At 37.0% G+C, this 14,744-nt stretch carries 12 protein-coding genes and 1 pseudogene; all 13 read right to left on the reverse strand.

Annotated elements, in window-relative coordinates; translation table 11 throughout:
- Positions 1-108 precede the first annotated feature (108 nt).
- Positions 109-246 (reverse strand): annotated as a pseudogene (locus OXPF_RS23100) (IS1380 family transposase); the annotation flags it as partial.
- Between the two features lie 970 nt (positions 247-1,216).
- The gene (purB, locus tag OXPF_RS10130; RefSeq protein WP_054875098.1) at positions 1,217-2,647 is read right to left on the reverse strand and encodes an adenylosuccinate lyase; all 1,431 of its coding nucleotides are present in this window, start codon (positions 2,645-2,647) and stop codon (positions 1,217-1,219) included.
- 96 nt (positions 2,648-2,743) lie between these two features.
- Positions 2,744-3,517 carry a glutamate 5-kinase gene (gene proB / locus OXPF_RS10135; protein WP_054875099.1) on the reverse strand — a complete coding sequence of 258 codons (774 nt, stop codon included), beginning with the start codon at positions 3,515-3,517 and terminating at the stop codon, positions 2,744-2,746.
- A 22-nt stretch (positions 3,518-3,539) separates the two neighbouring features.
- The gene (locus OXPF_RS10140) at positions 3,540-4,379 is read right to left on the reverse strand and encodes a PHP domain-containing protein (protein WP_054875100.1); all 840 of its coding nucleotides are present in this window, start codon (positions 4,377-4,379) and stop codon (positions 3,540-3,542) included.
- Positions 4,380-4,521: 142 nt separating this feature from the next.
- A complete protein-coding gene (locus OXPF_RS10145; protein WP_054875101.1) occupies positions 4,522-4,782 on the reverse strand; it encodes a stage V sporulation protein S in 261 nt (86 codons plus the stop codon).
- Positions 4,783-4,950: 168 nt separating this feature from the next.
- Entirely contained in the window at positions 4,951-6,489 is a 1,539-nt protein-coding gene (rny, locus tag OXPF_RS10150) for a ribonuclease Y (protein ID WP_242854404.1), read from the reverse strand.
- 255 nt (positions 6,490-6,744) lie between these two features.
- Positions 6,745-7,383, reverse strand: coding sequence for a regulatory protein RecX (locus OXPF_RS10155; protein WP_054875103.1), 639 nt, complete (start codon positions 7,381-7,383; stop codon positions 6,745-6,747).
- Between the two features lie 74 nt (positions 7,384-7,457).
- Positions 7,458-8,489, reverse strand: a complete 1,032-nt coding sequence (gene recA / locus OXPF_RS10160; RefSeq protein WP_054875104.1) for a recombinase RecA — start codon at positions 8,487-8,489, stop codon at positions 7,458-7,460.
- A 210-nt stretch (positions 8,490-8,699) separates the two neighbouring features.
- The gene (gene pgsA / locus OXPF_RS10165) at positions 8,700-9,215 is read right to left on the reverse strand and encodes a CDP-diacylglycerol--glycerol-3-phosphate 3-phosphatidyltransferase (RefSeq protein WP_054875105.1); all 516 of its coding nucleotides are present in this window, start codon (positions 9,213-9,215) and stop codon (positions 8,700-8,702) included.
- Positions 9,202-10,524 (reverse strand): 30S ribosomal protein S12 methylthiotransferase RimO, encoded by a 1,323-nt coding sequence (gene rimO, locus OXPF_RS10170; protein ID WP_054875557.1) that lies wholly within the window; start codon positions 10,522-10,524, stop codon positions 9,202-9,204. The genes pgsA and rimO overlap by 14 nt, the downstream gene beginning before the upstream one ends.
- Before the next feature lie 149 nt (positions 10,525-10,673).
- Complete coding sequence (locus OXPF_RS10175; protein ID WP_054875106.1) at positions 10,674-13,028, reverse strand: DNA translocase FtsK; 2,355 nt, start codon at positions 13,026-13,028, stop codon at positions 10,674-10,676.
- Positions 13,029-13,237: 209 nt separating this feature from the next.
- Positions 13,238-13,990, reverse strand: coding sequence for a ClpP family protease (locus tag OXPF_RS10180; protein WP_083479832.1), 753 nt, complete (start codon positions 13,988-13,990; stop codon positions 13,238-13,240).
- Between the two features lie 72 nt (positions 13,991-14,062).
- Positions 14,063-14,359 carry a YlmC/YmxH family sporulation protein gene (locus tag OXPF_RS10185; protein WP_242854386.1) on the reverse strand — a complete coding sequence of 99 codons (297 nt, stop codon included), beginning with the start codon at positions 14,357-14,359 and terminating at the stop codon, positions 14,063-14,065.
- Positions 14,360-14,744: the final 385 nt, after the last annotated feature.

Below are 14,744 nucleotides of genomic sequence, written 5' to 3' on the forward strand. Positions count from 1 at the left end.
TGCTCAAAACCTTGGAAAGGAAATTGAAAGTATGGCTATACGTTTATAGTCATAATATAAAATCTTAAAATACTGAGATATTCGTAGTTATTGGGCGATCTTGTCCAAAGTAAGGGGTCTAATCCGAAATATTGCTTCGTTTGCCCAAAATGACTTCAATAACAGGTTGCCGACATTCATATCATATTAGGCTTCCTTGATGTAATTTTCGCAATCACCACTCATAATGTACTTTGAAACCATTCTGTTGATAGCACACTTGTTGGGATATTATGTTCTTGAAACCACAAAGTATCTGCAAAGAGACCGTAGCACTCATCTCTTGTTAGTGTATAAGTAAAACCATTATATGTCCATGTGATAGTTCGGTTAGGCCGCATATCTGCAACACTAACGTGGTAGAAAGATGATGTCCCTGAAAAATAGGTTGCAAAAGCATCATCAGGATAGTCTCTCAAACGCAAATAATTATTTCCATATAGCTGATTTTATATTCCTGTCACTTATTCCCGTTTTAGCTTTACATAAATATATTATGTATACAAAACATTGTATCTTCTGTCTCCTAATTTCTCATAAAACAATCTTGATGGATTATTATCAAATACCTATACATCAATATCCAAACCAGTAGAAGTAAAACCTACGATTTGCAATTGATTGTACATCGCTAGGCTTTGCTAATCTAATAATTATTATAATAATCCTCCGGATAATTTTCATATGAACTGATTAAATTATACCAGTCAACTCATATTTTCATTAAATTACTGTAAAAAACATCTGCATTTTTATAATATAATTGTAGTCTCCCAAATTATAGTTTACAAAAGTAAATATATCAAATGTGCTTCTGAGGCTGTTTTAAACAGCACTTACAGAGTATATTAATATTGATTTTTGTATTTTAAGTTGATATAATTACCTCTGTTCTACATATTTTTCATATAGACTGTATATTTATTAATGCAATGTAATTCACAGCGGTGGATAAATAATGTTAATTATTTTGAAATATTTTACATCAAATTATTCATTTTTTTCCATTTTCATTTGATATGAATTTTCAACTGATAATGAGAAATCATAAAAAAATCGCATTTTTATATCTGACCTGATAACAATATTATCGTTGCCGGCTTTTTATTATATAAAATATAGTAAAAAGGCTGCAATCTAATGAATTATTAGTTAGACAGCAGCCTTTATTTATAATTTAAACGTTTATTTCAACATCTACTCCCTGCAGTGTTTTATATTTATCAAGTGCGGGATTTACGTAATTAACTATGAATTCCTCTACCTGCTCTTTTGAACGGCCTATAAAATTTTCCGGCTTTAAAATGCTCAATACCTTTTCCTTATTTAAATTAAATTCCGGATCAGCACATATGCGGTCTATAAGATCGTTTTGCAGCCCCTCCTGTTTAACCATCCTGGAAGCCTCCATGGAATGAACCCTTATTCTTTCATGGAGCTCCTGCCTGTCTCCCCCATTTTTTACTGCTTCCATTAAAATGTTTTCTGTAGCCATAAAGGGAAGCTCATTTAATATATGCTGGGTGATTACCTTATCATATACCACCAGACCGTCGGTTACATTAATATATAAGTTAAGTATTCCATCGCAGGCTAAGAAGGCCTCAGGAATTGTTATCCTCTTGTTAGCCGAATCATCCAATGTCCTTTCAAACCACTGAGTGGATGAGGTTATGGCGGGATTTAAGGCAGTTATAATAACATGCCTTGCAAGGGAGGAAATCCTCTCGCTTCTCATGGGGTTTCTTTTATACGCCATAGCAGATGAACCTATCTGATTTTTTTCAAATGGCTCCTCAATTTCTTTCATATTCTGAAGTATTCTCAAATCGTTGCTAAATTTATAAGCGCTCTGGGCGACATGGGATAGTATATTTAAAATTCTGCTGTCAACCTTTCTTGGGTATGTCTGTCCGGTAACGGCAAAATGATTTTCAAAGCCCATCTTTTTAGTTACCATTTCATCTAATCTTTTAACCTTTTCATTATCACCGTCAAAGAGCTCCATAAAGCTTGCCTGGGTTCCTGTAGTACCTTTTACACCCAAGAATTTTAGATGATCAAGCTCAAATTCCAAAAACTCCAAATCCATTAAAAGATCCTGAATCCAAAGTGAAGCTCTTTTCCCTACCGTTGTAAGCTGTGCCGGCTGTAAGTGAGTAAAGGCAAGTGTGGGAAGGGCTTTATATTTATCAGCAAATTCCTTTAGAGTTAAAATAGTATTTATAAGCTTCTTCCTTATAAGCTCTGTAGCTTTTTTCATCACTATAAGATCGGTATTATCTCCCACATAGCAGCTGGTGGCGCCAAGGTGAATTATGGGGCGCGCTAATGGGCACTGCTCTCCATAGGCAAAAACATGGGACATAACATCATGCCTTGTTTCCTTCTCCCTTTTTACAGCTACCTCATAATTTATGTTATCTTGAAATTTTTTCATTTCATTTATTTGTTCGTCTGTTATATTAAGCCCCAGTTCTTTTTGGGCCTCTGCCAGCGCAATCCATAATTTTCTCCAGGTAGTAAACTTCATATCCGAAGAGAATATCTCAGACATCTCCCGGCTTGCATACCTTGAAATCAACGGATTGTTATAAGTGTTGTTCATAGTCTCATCTCCTTTAAAAAACCTAGGATATAATTACAATTATTATTTGCATTTCTGATTAAAATATATGATTCCTTATAAGCTTACGTCAATTTATCATTCCGGTTTAAAAAGTGTTCCTATATCCTTGCCTTCCAATATATCATAAATATTATCCGGGCGGTTTCCGTTTGCAATGACCATAGCTATACCGCTTTCCATTGTAATCTGTGCAGCATTTATTTTGGTTCTCATTCCGCCGGTACCTAAATTTGTATTTGAGCCCTTTGAAATGCCCTTTACTTTTTCATCTATATTGGTTACCCTGCTTATCAATTTGGCATCTTTGAAAATTGGGTCTTTATCATACAGGCCGTCTATATCCGATAATATAATAAGTAAATCTGCATTTAAAAGCTTAGCAACATAAGCCGATAAAACATCATTATCGCCTATTTTTATTTCATCGGTAGCTATAGTATCGTTCTCATTAACAATTGGTATTATTCCATGCCTCAATAATTCATTGAAGGTATTCATTGCATTTTTATTTCTGTCTTCAAAGAAAATATCTTCTTTTGTTATAAGTATTTGCGCTACTACTCGTCCAAATTCAGAAAACATTTTTTCATATATCTGCATGAGCATACCCTGGCCTACGGCAGCCAGTGCCTGCTTCAATGCTATATCAGTGGGCCTTTCTTCAAACCCCAGTTTCCCCATACCCACACCAATGGCACCTGATGTAACCAGCACTATATCCCTTCCCTGATTGGCAAGATCGGATAAAACCATGGCCAGTCTTTCTATCCTCAGTAAGTTTAGCTTTCCGCTTGGGTGTGTAAGGGTGGATGTTCCCACTTTTACTACTATTCTTTTATAATCAGACACTTATGTCACCTCGTTTTGTAATTTAATTCCCATGTATGATTGAATTCTTTATAAGCTCTACATTTTCATAAGGAACAGTAACCTTCCCGATTATGGGTTCACCATTTATAAGCTCACCGTGACAATCGGTGCCGCCGGTAGCAATCAATGAAAGCCTCAAAGCAATACTATTAAAGTAATTCGAATCCTCGTCACTGTGGCGGGTATGAAATACTTCAATTCCCCCTAAGCCCCAGTTTTTGAGCTTCTTAATAAGATTCTCCTTTTCAATATGAACTATTAGCCCTGGATGTGCCAGGGATGCAAAACCTCCGCATTCAATTATCAGCTTTATGGCTTCAAAAGGCGATATTTTATATCGCTCTGCATAGGCCGGCTTATTATACCCAATGTATTTATCAAAAGCTTCTTCAATGCTTAAGCAGTATCCCTTCTTTATAAGAGCTCTTGCAATATGGGGTCTTCCGATTGAAGAAATACCACTTTTATCGACGTCGATATCGCTGTATTCAATGCTAATCCCCATTTTTTTCAGTTTTTCAACCATTTTCTTAGCTCTGTCCGCTCTGCTGTTTTTAAGCTTATCAATTAAATTATTAAGGCTCTGGCAATGATAGTCAAAAAAATAACCAAGTATGTGAACTTCTGCACCCTCATATTCGGTACTGAGTTCAATACCAGGCACAACCTCTATCCCTTTAATTTTAGCATAATTTTCTGCAATATCAATAGCCGATATAGTATCGTGATCTGTTATGGATATTGCTTTTAAGCCTTTTAACAAAGCCCAGTCAATAATTTCTTCAGGTGTCAGCTGTCCATCCGAAAATTTTGAATGTATATGTAAATCTGCCCGGCTCATAATATAACCTCCAAAATTTTGTAAAATTTAAATTTAATATTTAAAAAATTCAGCAATATATTTATATACTTCCTGCATGATAATATACTTATTCCTTAAAAGTAAAAACCTGCTCATTTTACTAAGCAGGCATTAACATTACCTATCTGGGTTGTACTATCAGTTTAATGGCAGTCCTTTCTTCGCCATCTATTGTAATATCGGTAAAAGCCGGTATGCAAATTAGGTCAATACCGCTTGGGGCCACAAAACCCCTTGCTATTGCAACTGCCTTTACTGCCTGATTAATAGCTCCTGCTCCAATCGCCTGAATTTCCGCTTCTCCTCTTTCCCTCAGCACACCTGCCAGAGCCCCCGCAACAGAATTTGGATTTGATTTTGCTGAAACTTTTAATACTTCCATAAATATAACCCTCCAAAAATGTAATTTTAACTGATAGCTGAATATTTAACTAATTCTACATCGATAAAAAATATCCTTCTTTTTTTGTATTTTTATATTCAAATTTGTATTATAACGTAATATTTTTGTAAAAAAATAAGAGAAGCTTAACTTCTCTTATTTTCAGAACTATTTTGCATATTCAATTGCTCTTGTCTCTCTTATAACATTTACTTTAATCTGACCCGGATATTCCAGTTCACTTTCAATCTTCTTAACTATATCTCTTGCAATTTGTACTGACTCAGCATCATCGACTTCAGTTGGTTTAACCATTATTCTGATTTCTCTGCCCGCTTGGATTGCAAAGGATTTTTCTACGCCTTCAAATGAATCGGCGATATCTTCCAATTTTTCTAATCTCTTAATATAAGCTTCCAGTGTCTCTCTTCTTGCACCCGGCCTTGCTGCAGATATGGCATCTGCGGCCTGAACGATCACGGCCTCGATAGTCTGAGGCTCTATGTCGTTGTGGTGTGCCTGTATTGCATGAATGACACTCGGTGATTCGTGATATTTCTTTGCGATATCAGCCCCTATGTTAACATGAGGGCCTTCAACTTCGTGGTCAACAGCCTTACCGATATCATGAAGTAATCCGGCTCTTTTAGCCAGCATTACATCCGCTCCTAATTCAGCTGCCATTAATCCTGACAAATGAGAAACTTCTATGGAATGTTTAAGTACATTCTGTCCATAGCTGGTTCTGTATTTCAATCTTCCTAAAAGCTTGATAAGCTCCGGATGGAGTCCATGGACACTAGTTTCAAAGGTTGCTTGTTCACCTTCTTCTTTAATGTCATTATCTACTTCCTTCTTAGCCTTTTCCACCATCTCTTCAATTCTTGCCGGATGAATCCTTCCATCGGCAATGAGTTTTTCAAGCGCTATTCTTGCAACTTCTCTTCTTATTGGATCAAACCCGGATAATATTACTGCTTCGGGAGTATCATCAATTATTAAATCAATACCGGTTAACGTCTCAAGAGTTCTGATATTTCTTCCTTCTCTTCCTATGATTCTTCCTTTCATCTCATCATTCGGAAGGGCAACAACGGATACCGTTGTTTCTGCAACATGGTCAGCGGCACATCTTTGAATTGCATATGCTATAATTTCTTTTGCCCTCTTGTCCGCTTCTTCCTTAGCTTTGGTTTCAATATCCTTTATCATCATAGCAGCTTCGTGCTTAATTTCCTTTTTGATATCATTGAGCAATAATTCTTTAGCCTCTTCTGAAGTCAAACCTGAAAGCCTTTCAAGCTCCGCTACCTGCTTTTTATATAACTCCTGAATTTCATCCTGAATGCTCTGTATTTCTTCTTGCCTTTTATTTAAACCTTCTTCTTTTTGTTCAAGGGTCTCTACTTTCCTGTCCAGGGTTTCTTCCCTGCCAAGAAGCCTTCTTTCCATTCTTTGAAGTTCTGCTCTTCTTTCCCTTGTCTCTTTATCCAGTTCACTTCTTAACTTGTGAACCTCTTCCTTGGCTTCAAGTACAGCTTCACGTTTTTTAGATTCGGCGTCTTTTTCAGCCTCAGAGACAATTCTCTTTGCTACTTCTTCAGCATTGGAAACTTTTCCTTCTGCTACATTCTTTCTTACAAAATAACCTATAAGAAAGGTAATTATTCCAACTGCAATTGGTATTATATAGTCAAATATACTTATCTTCAAACACCTCCTTACTTTAAAATTACAAAATATTAAACCGAGCAACCTCGGTTTAATAGGAAACTCCAGGCAAGCATATATACGTCATATTATATTTTGGCAAAAAGTTGAAATCATAAACCAGTATTTGTATTAATTTTATAACTATTTTAATTTTATGTCAAGTTACTATAGCGTTACCTGTTTAATATTTATATACTTTTAGAATATTACAGCATTATATTAATACCCAAAAATCCAGTAAAATAGCCATCAAACATCATCACAAAAATCTTGATGCTCAATGTATCTGTTTATTGCTACAGATGCCACTTCATATTCAAAGCCTCTATAAATTAAAAATCTGTATATTTTCTGCCTTGTTTTTATATCATTTATTTGTTCCTTTGTTACTCTAAGCTTTTTTTCAATGACTTTTACAGCTATTTCGATGTCATCGCCCTGAGTAACAGCCAGTACGCCGTTTATGATATTGATATCAATACCTTTTTTTCTTAAATCGTTTTTCACCCTGTTTTTCCCCAGCATATTAAGGGAGATTTTATCCTTTATATACTGCTTTGTATATTCTAAATCATCGATATATCTAAGCTCCTTAAGCCTTTCTATAACCCTGTCTATTACTTCATTATCAAATTCACTTAGAAGCTTCTTTCTTATTTCATATTCGCTTTTGCATCGAAGGGAAAGCATTTTTATGGCCTTATTAAAAGCCTGCTTATACTTGCATTGATGAATTATTGCTTTTAAATCCCTTTCGTTAAATGCAGCCTTTTCCTTTATGCCATATTCCAATATATCGTCGGCACCGGCGCTGAACATATACTCATCGTCTACAAATATATTGAATCTGCCGGCTTTCTTTTGTTTTGTAACCGATGTAATTACCAATGAATCATCCCCAGAATACATTATATCGCGCCCATGCTGGACCCACGAAAAAAAGGCACCTTTATATAAAGGGCCTATTTGGCGGCAACTTCATCAATTTTTTCTGCCCTGCTCACTTTAAGGTTATATTTTTCTCTTATCTTGTTTTCCACTTCCAAAGCTACCTCGGGATTTTCAGTAAGGAATTGCTTTGCATTTTCCCTTCCCTGTCCCAATCTCTGATCTCCGTATGAGAACCAGGCTCCGCTTTTTTGGATTATTTCATTGGCAACCCCCACATCAAGGATGTTTCCTTCCTTTGATATGCCTTTGCCGTATATAATATCAAACTCTGCCTGTTTAAATGGAGGAGCCACTTTGTTTTTAACCACTTTAACCCTGGTCCTGTTGCCTAATATATCTTCCCCCTGCTTTATGGTATCTACTTTTCTTACATCCAGTCTTACAGAAGCATAGAATTTTAAGGCACGGCCTCCGGGAGTAGTTTCGGGATTGCCAAACATTATGCCAACCTTTTCACGAAGCTGATTTATAAATATTGCCACGCATTTTGACTTGCTTATTGCACCGGCAAGTTTCCTTAAAGCCTGTGACATAAGCCTTGCCTGCAAGCCTACATGGGCATCTCCCATTTCACCTTCTATTTCAGCCCTCGGCACCAATGCAGCAACAGAGTCGATTATTATTACATCTATTGCTCCTGACCTGACAAGTGCTTCGCAAATCTCCAATGCCTGTTCTCCTGTGTCCGGCTGGGACACTATCAAATTATCTATGTCTACGCCTAAATTTTTTGCATATACGGGATCCAGCGCATGCTCCGCATCAACGAAGGCCGCCGAGCCGCCCGCTTTTTGAGCCTCTGCAACTATATGCAGGGCGACGGTAGTTTTACCTGAGGATTCAGGTCCGTATACTTCAACGACTCTGCCCCTCGGAACTCCACCTATGCCTAAAGCGATGTCAAGGTCTAAGGAGCCTGTGGATATGGTCTCCACATTAAGCCTTGCCGCAGATTCTCCCAGCTTCATTATCGACCCTTTTCCAAATTGCTTCTCTATCTGATTTAATGCCATTTCCAAAGCTTTTAATTTATCACTATTCATAATTATTTCCGGTTAAACCGGATCACCCGCCTTTCTAAGTTAAGCGAACAAATGTTCTTTATTCGATTATACAACATTAAATTCCCATGGTCAAATACTTTAAGCTATGTATATGAGAAATTTTAAGGCTTTTTAGTCACAAATGAACCAATTACATTAGAAATGATTTCCATATTATAAGCCTGATAAACATATAAAATTAAAAATATACTATTGAAACTTGAAAATCATCCTGTTCTTATATATGTAATCCACACCTGAAATAATTGTAATAACTGCCGCAATCCATACCAGAACATTATAATAAGGTATGTCTATAAGGACTGCGATTATTGCGATAATCTGCACAGTGGTCTTTAATTTACCCCACCAGCTGGCGGCAATTACTACACCCTCTGTAGCCGCAACTGCTCTTAAGCCTGTTATTACAAACTCCCTTGCTATAATGACTAAAACCACCCAGGTAGACAGTTTCTGTAACTCCAGAAGGGATATGAGTGCTGCTGCTACCAGCAATTTATCCGCAAGAGGATCCATGAATTTACCCAAAGTGGTAATTTGATTTCTTGTTCTGGCAATATAACCGTCCAGCTTGTCAGTCAAAGCTGCGATTATAAATACGGCTGTTGCTAAGTATACACCATATTGTACTTTCAATGTCAGAAGGATTAAAAATACAGGTATTAAGATTATCCTTAAAATTGTAAGTTTATTAGCTAGATTCATAATTTACCTCACCTGCCATATCATAATCGTAAGCTTCTTTGATATTAACATCCACAAATTCGCCTAGTTTCAAGTCCGCACCCTTTGTTATATATATACGGCCGTCTATATCCGGTGCGTCACCATAGGTTCTCCCCGTTATCATACCCTTGTCATTTGTGCCGTCTACAAGTACTCTGAAGGTTTTTCCTATATTGGCTTTGTTCTTGTTTCTTGATATCTTCTTTTGAAGAGAAATCAGGTTTCTTTGCCTTTTCTTTTTCGTCTTTTCATCTATCTGGTTTTTATAGAGTGCAGCCTCTGTATCCTCTTCCTGGGAATAAATAAAAACCCCTACTCTGTCCAACTGATATTGGGCCAGAAAATCATATAATTCATTGAATTGTTCATCCGTCTCACCAGGAAAGCCTACAATCAAAGATGTCCTTATGATAATATCAGGTATGTTTTCCCTTAATTTATTGATTAAGCTTGTGATACCTTTCTTATTGCTTAAACGCCTCATATTATAAAGAATTTCATCATTTATATGCTGCAGGGGAAGATCAATGTATTTACACACTTTATCATTGTTTTTTATCTCCTGTATCAGCTCGTCATCTACATCCTCGGGATAGCAATACATAAGCCTTATCCAGTCGATTTCAGATATAAGGGACAATTTTTTAATGAGTGATACAAGCATTTTCCTTCCGTATAAATCACTACCGTATTTTGTTATATCCTGGGCTACAAGAATTATTTCCTTAGTCCCATTTTGGGCTAACTGCTTTACTTCCCTTTCAATATTGCCTAAAGAGCGGCTTCTGTATATACCCCTTAGTTTTGGTATTATACAGTAGCTGCAGCTGTTATTGCAGCCCTCGGCAATTTTAACATAAGCTGTAAACTTCTGAGTGGTTAATACTCTGCTGCCTTCAAGATCCACATCATAATCTATATTGCCGATCCTCTTAACCCTTTTTTTATCTTTAATTACTTCATCTATAATGCCTTCAATTTTCATGTAATCGCCGGTGCCGACAGCTGCATCCAATTCGGGGATTTCCTCCATCAATTCGTCGCTGTAACGTTCAGCCAGGCATCCCGAGGCAATTAGAACCTTTAAGCGTCCATCATCCTTCTTTTTTGAGTACTCCAAAATAGCATCGATGGATTCCTGCTTGGCAGATTCTATAAAACCGCAGGTGTTGACTATTATTATGTCAGCTTCTTCTTCGTCTCTTACAATGTTATAATTGCTGCTTATTAATGAACCCAGCATTAATTCGGCATCCACACGATTTTTATCGCACCCTAGGGATACCATGCCTACATTTAGTTTTTGCGTCAATGCTGCCTCTCCTTCCAAATCATGTACATAAAGAGTATATAATATTAAATAATAGGTGTCAAAAATAAACTGCATTATTTAATTTCCATTTCCTAGGAAATACATTTTTTACCATTTTAGAATAATTATATGAGTTCTTCATACTCTTCCTTCGAAATCAAAACCTGTCTTGGCTTGCTTCCTTCGTATCCGCCTATGATTCCGCGGTGCTCCATGCTGTCAATGAGCCTTGCCGCCCTGTTGTAGCCGACTCTTAAACGCCTTTGAAGCAAGGATACGGAAGCCTGTCCTGTCTCAACCACGATTTTTATTGCCTCAGGCAGCATATCATCAGCATCATCAGAGCCACTATTTGTATTTTCGATTTCATCCATTATTTCTTCTTTATATTGAAGCACGTACTGCTCCTTTACAAAGCTTACAACCTTTTCTACTTCTTTTTCGGTAATAAAGGCTCCCTGAACCCTTTGAGGTTTTGATTCACCCACCGGGTAGTAGAGCATATCGCCCTTGCCCAAGAGCTTTTCGGCACCAGACATATCCAAAATAGTCCTTGAGTCTATCTGGCTTGAAACGGCAAAGGAAATTCTTGACGGTATGTTTGCTTTAATTACGCCTGTCAATACATCGACTGAAGGCCGCTGTGTTGCCACAACCAGATGCATTCCGGCAGCTCTCGCCATTTGTGCTAACCTACATATGCAATCTTCCACATCATTTGGAGCCACCATCATAAGGTCTGCTAATTCATCTATTATAATTACTATTTTAGGCAGTATTCCCTCGGGATTCTTCTGAGATATCAGGCTGTTGTAGCTTTCAATATTTCTTACATTATTGTCGGCAAAGAGCTTATATCTGTTTGTCATCTCCTGCACTGCCCAGTTAAGAGCGCTTGCGGATTTCCTGGCATCGGTAACGACAGGAATAAGCAAATGGGGAACACCGTTATAGGTGCTTAATTCAACCATCTTTGGATCTACCATCAAAAGTCTTACTTTTTCAGGCGGGGATTTATACAATATACTGGTTATCAGTGCGTTCACACATACGCTTTTTCCAGACCCTGTAGCGCCGGCGATCAAAAGATGGGGCATTTTCGCCATATCAGCTATGACGCAATTGCCTGCAACGTCCTTTCCCAAGGCAAATGTAAGGGGGGAGGAGTTATCGGTAAACTCTTTGGATTCGATTATTTCCTTTAAATATACAACCGAAATCTCTTTATTGGGTATTTCTATACCAACGGCAGCCTTTCCTGGTATGGGAGCTTCAATTCTTACAGCCTGGGCTGCCAGGTTTAAGGCTATGTCATCGGATAAATTCACAATTTTACTTACCTTGACGCCAGGGCTGGGCTGCAGCTCGTAACGGGTGATAACCGGTCCCCTGCTTACCTGAACAACCTTTGCTTCAACTCCAAAGCTCTCCAAGGTTTCTTCCAATATCTTTGCATTGTTTATAAGCTCTTTTTTATCTCCTGCATTTTTAGCACCCGAAGAGTTATATAAAAGACTGATAGGCGGATATTTATACACGGGAGGCACCTGCTTTGCGCTTTCACTTATCTCTTCGGTTATTTTTTCTTCCTTTTTAATATCTAATTTTTCTAATTTATGTACTTTTTCTTCCTTCTTGACTCCGGTTCTGTGTACTTCCTTCAATTCCGCCGGTTTCATTTCTTCTAAGAAGGATTCTTCCATAGTTCCTGGTCCCTCGTTATTGTCCTGGGTCTCGGAGGATTTGAAGAAATCCAGTATCTTTATCTTTTTATTTATATCATCTATGTATTCTTTTTTGTCTTCACCCTTTAAGCTTACCGAAAGAGCTTCCTCAGGCGAATGTGCACCGACAGCTGCTTTTAATTCAGCGCTTCTTTCGGCGGGTTTGATATTGAAGTTCATGATAAGGGTTTTTACTGATAAAAATATTTTCTTGAATCTGTTTTTAATGGTACTCATCATCTTATATATTGATGCGTTGGTTATTATAAGTATATTGATAATTACAAAGGTTGAGGCAAACAAATAAGCACCTGTTTCCCCTAAAAGCTTTACAACAGGGTAAGCCATAATTTCTCCGGCAGCACCACCGCCTATACCCTCTTGTCCTGCTTCATAGGCAAGGGTTATTCTTTCAAGTATGGTTAATTCCTCTGCGATATATGCTCTTTTTACTTCTATTATGAGTATTAAAAATAAAAACAGGGCACAAATAGCATAAAACTTAAGTTTGATATTGATTTTATCCTGTTTTACAATGAACCCTATTCCCAGCATTAGTATAAAGAAGGGCACTATATAGCCTCCGAAACCAAAAATCCCTTTTATGAACAATCCGGTATAATAACCTAATATTCCGGCTGAATTAAAATAAATGCTTATAAATGATAATACAGCTATTGATATTAATAGTACTCCGTATATTTCATATATTAATTTTGATTTTTGTAATGATTTCTTTCTTTTCTTAGTATTCATATTATCACCACCCAATTACTTATTCTGCAAAAAAAAATAAATCCCTTTAAATAAAACCCCACCCACTATAGAATCGAAAATTGTTAGCGGACCCAAGAACCTTGTTACTGCGTAATAAGAAAGTGTTAGTAATTACTAACACCTTTTTATTATCCGTAATTTCATTTTATAACGTTTTATTCCAAGTTGCAAGTAACGTAACATTAGTATTAAGGGTTCTGTCCTTTCCTTTTTTCAATCAATTCATTGAGTTTTTTAATTGCATCGCTGATACCGCCTACTTCATCTATAATCCCTAAATCTACTGCCTGCTTTCCGATTAAAATGGTACCCATGTCATTTAATAAGTCATCTGTTTGCTGCATTAAGGACATAAGTTTTACCTTTGAAATTTTGGAAGTCCTCTCTACAAAGGATAATATCCTATCCTGCATTTTTCTGAAATATTCAAAAGTTTGGGGTACGCCAATTATAAGCCCATTCATTCTTATAGGATGCACCGTCATGGTCGCCGTAGGAGATATAAATGAGAAATCTGCCGATGTGGCAAGGGGGACACCTATGCTATGACCGCCGCCAATAACTAGAGACACCGTAGGCTTATTTAAGCTGCTTATCATTTCCGCTATAGCAAGGCCCGCTTCCACATCTCCGCCTACAGTATTTAATATAACCAACAGGCCTTCTATTTCCTTGCTTTCTTCTATTGCCACCAGCTGAGGTATTACATGTTCGTATTTGGTAGATTTTGTCTGGGGCGAAACCATCACATGTCCTTCTATCTGCCCTATTATTGTGAGGGTATGAATATTGCTTTTGCCTTCATCAGGCAGCCTGGTCTCTCCTAATTCCTTGATATTGCTTAACTCCTTATTTATATTATCATTTTCACATGACTTATGTACTTCATTACCATCCTTTTGCTCATGGCTTCTCACGAAATCACCTCTAATTTTACTCATAGGTATATTTTATCCACCCGGTTTTTATATATTCAAAAGAGCACAGTTATACTATGCCCTTTTACAGCTTTATTATTTTCTGTTTATTTTTTCATTAAGTTCCACTATCAAAGTGTCCTGGCCTATCTTTTTTACCGACTCCCAAGGCACCTCTATATAATTCTTATTTGAAAATATTGAAAAAAGACTCTTTGTATCCGGAATCAAGAGAGCCTCTATATAACCTGTTTCGTCATCTATAAGCAAATCAACGTCAGCCACCACTCCTAATTTTCCTCCGTCGTATAGATTAATGATTTCCTGTCCCCCTATTTCGCTCAGCTTCTTTTTGCCTATTTTTTCATAGCTCATCCTATTATTTGATTTCACCAACCATCACCTCTCGTATCTTTATAAAATTATATAAAAGCCACTTTATAGCTTGACCAAATTTTATGCTTGTACCAGATGTCATGTTCATTACTGTAAAATCATAGAAATATACAGTAAATTTATATGCACAACTTTTAAAAATATTCTTTATTTACATAATATTATTATTGTTATGTAACTCCGATAAAAAAGCTGCTATGCAACTTATCGAAGGGACCTATGTACCCCTTCGACGTAAAAATGCCAAGGCATTTTTATTGAGCGCCCCCACTTGACGGCAAGGACGTCCCGTCCTTTGCAATCCTCGTTTTTATATAATAGGAAAGATAACTTTCCTATTATATAAAAAAGCATCTTAATCTATTAAATTAAGATGCTGGCT

It is taken from the genome of Oxobacter pfennigii (assembly GCF_001317355.1).
Classification (GTDB): Bacteria; Bacillota; Clostridia; order Clostridiales; family Oxobacteraceae; genus Oxobacter; species Oxobacter pfennigii.